At 53.8% G+C, this 3,819-nt stretch carries 4 protein-coding genes; all 4 read right to left on the bottom strand.

Annotated elements, in window-relative coordinates:
- Positions 1–391: 391 nt before the first annotated feature.
- Entirely contained in the window at positions 392–820 is a 429-nt protein-coding gene (locus QZQ29_RS09070) for an EamA family transporter (protein ID WP_296962544.1), read from the bottom strand.
- Between the two features lie 3 nt (positions 821–823).
- Positions 824–1,258 (bottom strand): hypothetical protein, encoded by a 435-nt coding sequence (locus QZQ29_RS09065; RefSeq protein ID WP_296962542.1) that lies wholly within the window; start codon positions 1,256–1,258, stop codon positions 824–826.
- A 611-nt stretch (positions 1,259–1,869) separates the two neighbouring features.
- Entirely contained in the window at positions 1,870–3,003 is a 1,134-nt protein-coding gene (locus QZQ29_RS09060) for an aminotransferase (protein WP_296962540.1), read from the bottom strand.
- Between the two features lie 37 nt (positions 3,004–3,040).
- Entirely contained in the window at positions 3,041–3,523 is a 483-nt protein-coding gene (locus QZQ29_RS09055; protein WP_296962538.1) for a YbaK/EbsC family protein, read from the bottom strand.
- Between the last annotated feature and the right edge of the window lie 296 nt (positions 3,524–3,819).

Here is a 3,819-nt window from a genome sequence, read left to right as displayed (position 1 = left end):
TCGCGTCATCCCATTCCTCGCATTGCATAAAAATTCTAGAATAAAAGCAGACAACGATTTAATCAGCGCTTCCCTAACGGGCGATGAGTTTTATAATTCCGCTTCGCGGAAAGGAAAAGCGCACAACCGGGCTTCGCCCGTGGGAAACAAATCAAAGACGCGGCCGTATGGTTTTTGCCGCCGGCAGGCAGCATTCATACTGGCCCCTGAAAGGGCGCCCCCCCTTTACCGCCGCGACGCGGCATATAATACTCCCCTCTGAACCAGCCCGGAAGGCGAAGCCGTTCCCGGGTGGAACCTGAGGCGCTGAGGGGCGAAAGCCCTGATAGCGCCTTGAACCCTTTGAACCCACTTGCTTTCGGGAATACAGCTGCCCCCGCCAATGACACGATTACTTCCACACGATGCAGGCGATGCCTGCCAGGGTAAGCGCCGCCCCTGCCAGCTGGCGAAGTTTCAGCTTTTCTTTATAGAAAAGGGCGCCGGTCGCCATGAGGGCCGCCACAATGAGGCTGTTGGTAAGGATGAAGGAGGTCTGCACCGTCCAGCCGGCCCGATAGGTATACACCATTCCCAGCTCAATGCCTACGATGGAAAAGCCAAGGCCCAGGGCCGGCGGATTCCAGGAGAAAATGGCCTTTCTCCTATTTTCCCCTTCAGGCGCCAGGAAGAAATACAACAGGAGGGAAGTGAAGGAGGCGGCCAGATAGGTCAAAACCAGGGCTGCCAGGGGATGGATGCCGTTGGAAATTTCCTTCACCCCCACCTGGTAGGAAGTGCTGCAGAATACGATAAGGCCGATGGGCCACCAGAATTTCATAGTTCACCTCACAATGCAGAACATGCCCGATGCCGCTAGAAAAATGCCCAGATACTGCACACCGCTGAGCGATTCAGCATACATGAAATGACCCACCACGAGCAGTACCACAATGGCCAGGGCCGTATACACAAGAAATCCGATATTCATGGGCCATCCCACACGATACATGAAGATGGAACCCACCTCCAGCCCCGTAATGGAGAGCCCCACCAGAAGGGCCGCCGGATGGGGCGGCCAGATTTCATTGAAAATATGCCCCTCCGGCACCAGCAGTTCAAAAAGAAGGGTACAGAGACAGGCGCTCACCAGGTATGTCATCCCCAGCGCCGCCAGAGGACTTTTGTGGGACGAGAGGCGCCTTGCGCAGATCTGGTACGTCACATCTGCAAAAACCACAAGAAATACAGGCCACCAAAGCGCAAAAAAATCGTTCATTTTTCTCCTTTCTCATCGGCAGAATACGGTATAAAAAAAGTGCTTCCTTTATTTCTCCCGGCTTCGTGCCGTACCTACGGAAATAAAGAAAACACCTGGATGATTCCAAGTCTGCTCCACCCGGTGGCGAAACAGCGTGTAATTGTATTATAGCATATGGAGGGCGGCTTCGCCGCCCTGGGTTCAGAAGGTTCAGAGGGTTCAGAGGTAAAAAAGAAGCGCGGCTTCGCCGCAGGTTGTGGCCCGCTGGCACAGGCAGGTTGTGTAGAAGGGTTACGAACAAAAGGTTCTGAAGTTTGACCGGCCTGCGGCAAGCAGGATAGCTGTTTTTCTGCCCCTTGAGCGAAGCGAACACAACCCTTCTGCACAACCTGCAGCGTCAGCCGCGTCCCTCCTTGCATTTGAGCATAACGTTTTCCCCTCTTGCCGTTGGGAATACAACCTTCTAATGTCTGCCGTCTGACAGTCTCACGTCTTCCCGCCGACCGGTATTTATCAGTATGTATCCCACTGCCTCCACGCACCGAGATCCTTCGCTCCGCTCAGGATGACAGCGTCCGGCGGAAAGCGGAAAGCGGATAGCCGACAGCAGCTTCCGCTATCCCACCAGTTCACTTCCTCTCCAGTCTCTTGAAGAATTCACTCACCGCCTGGAGTCCCCTTTCCAGCGTCTCCGCATCGTGGCCATAGCCTACGCGGAAGGAAAAGGGTTCATCGAAGCAGTCCCCCGGCACCGTGAAGGCGCCGGTTTCATAGTACATGCGATGGCAGAAAAGGGTAGAGGGCATATCCACGTCATAATAGACCAGGGCCATGGTGCCTGCCTTTGGTTTCACGAAGGATACATGCTTTTCTCCTTCCACCCACTGTTCAAGGATAGGAAGGTTATGGCGGAGGATTTTCCGGTTTCTCTCCAGTATCTTTTCCCTGTGGCGAAGAGCCAGGGCTGCCACCGATTCATCGAAAAGGCTGCAGCTCACCAGGTCATAGTCCCGGACCCGCCGAAACTGGGAGAGCGCCTCTTTATCCCTTGTGGCCAGCCAGCCCAGGCGAATCCCTGCCAGGGAGAAGGCCTTGGACATGGAGCCGGTGGCAATCCCCTTTTCATAGAGGTCCGCCACCGAAGGGCAGATATCCTCATCATGCTGGGACACGCCGGCATACACTTCGTCGCAGAAAAGATAGGCTCCCGCCTGCCTTGCAATATTCACGATTTCTTCCATCATATCCTTTGGTATCAAAGATCCCGTCGGATTGTTGGGGTTATTGAGGCAGATCATGCGCACCCCTGCTTCTGCCGCCTGTCTGAGCTCATCCAAATCCGGCATATAGCCGTTTTCCTTCTTCAGATGGAGCACCGTCACCTGGGCTCCCAGGGAGCGGGGCGCCGAATAGAACTGCTGGTAGCTGGGCGCATAGGCAATGACCCTGTCGCCGGGGCGGATGAGGGAAAAGAAAATATGCTGGTTGCCGCCGGTGGCGCCATGTTCCGTCAGGATTTCATCGGGAGAAATATGCTCATAGAGATGAGAAATTGCCTCCTTCAGACCCCGGTCGCCCCAGATGGGGCCATAGGTCTGCTCCCTTTGGAAAAAGGTTTCCATGAAACCATGCCTGTCTTCCCCGGAAAGGGTGAAAAGCTCGTCCAGGGTCAGGGGCTTTGCACAGGTATCAGTAATATTGTACCGGGCCCCTTCCTCGTACCGGTCCATCCAGTCTTCTACACCAAACTGCTCAACAATCATATCTTTCTCCCATTACATACCATACGCCTTTGATTCCTCAGTTTGCCGAACTTTCCCAGTTCTTGCACACGTCCACCCAGCCCTTGGCCCGGGACGCTTTTTCCAGTTCCTCCAGGGTCAGTTTCACGGCACTGTGGTCCGTACCGGCTGCGGGGTACACCGTGTCGAAACGCTTCAGGGACAGGTCCAGATACACCGGCACCGTTGCCGGAAGGGCAAAGGGACATACGCCGCCGGGACGGTGGCCGATATATTTTTCGCAGTCCGCCCCAGGAATCATTTTTGCCTTCTTATGGAAGGTTTCCTTGTATTTATGATTATCCACCCTGGCATCCCCTGCCACCACCACAATGAGGGGCTCATCATCCACCAGGAAGGACATGGTCTTGGCAATCCTAGCTTCTTCCATTCCCAGCGCTTCTGCAGCCAGGGCTACGGTGGCGCTGGATTCTTTCAAATCAATGCACCTATCCGAAAGTCCGAAGGGCGCAAGATAGGCTTTTACTTTTTCAAAGGACATATGGAATACTCCTTTCCCTGATTTTTCTTCATAATGATTAAATATACCACGAAGGGAACGGCCCTTTCAATAGAAAAGGGGCTGTGAAAAAATGATTGATTTCTCACTGGATAGTTAGACAATTTGGAAGCAGACGCCTTATCATAGGTCTGCAAGGAACAAATTGACACAAACACTCCCCCGCTTTATTGTCATTTCGACCGAAGCCGGTCAGCCGCTAATAGGAAAGCCTCTTATTGTGCAGGCTAGAGGCCAACTTCGGCTGACTTGGAGACTCTATGCAGAGTCTCCACAGA

Origin of the sequence: uncultured Dialister sp. (assembly GCF_900538805.1) — a bacterium.
Classification (GTDB): domain Bacteria; phylum Bacillota; class Negativicutes; order Veillonellales; family Dialisteraceae; genus Dialister.
Note: the sequence above shows the minus strand (reverse complement) of the source record. Positions and strands in the feature narration are given on the sequence as shown.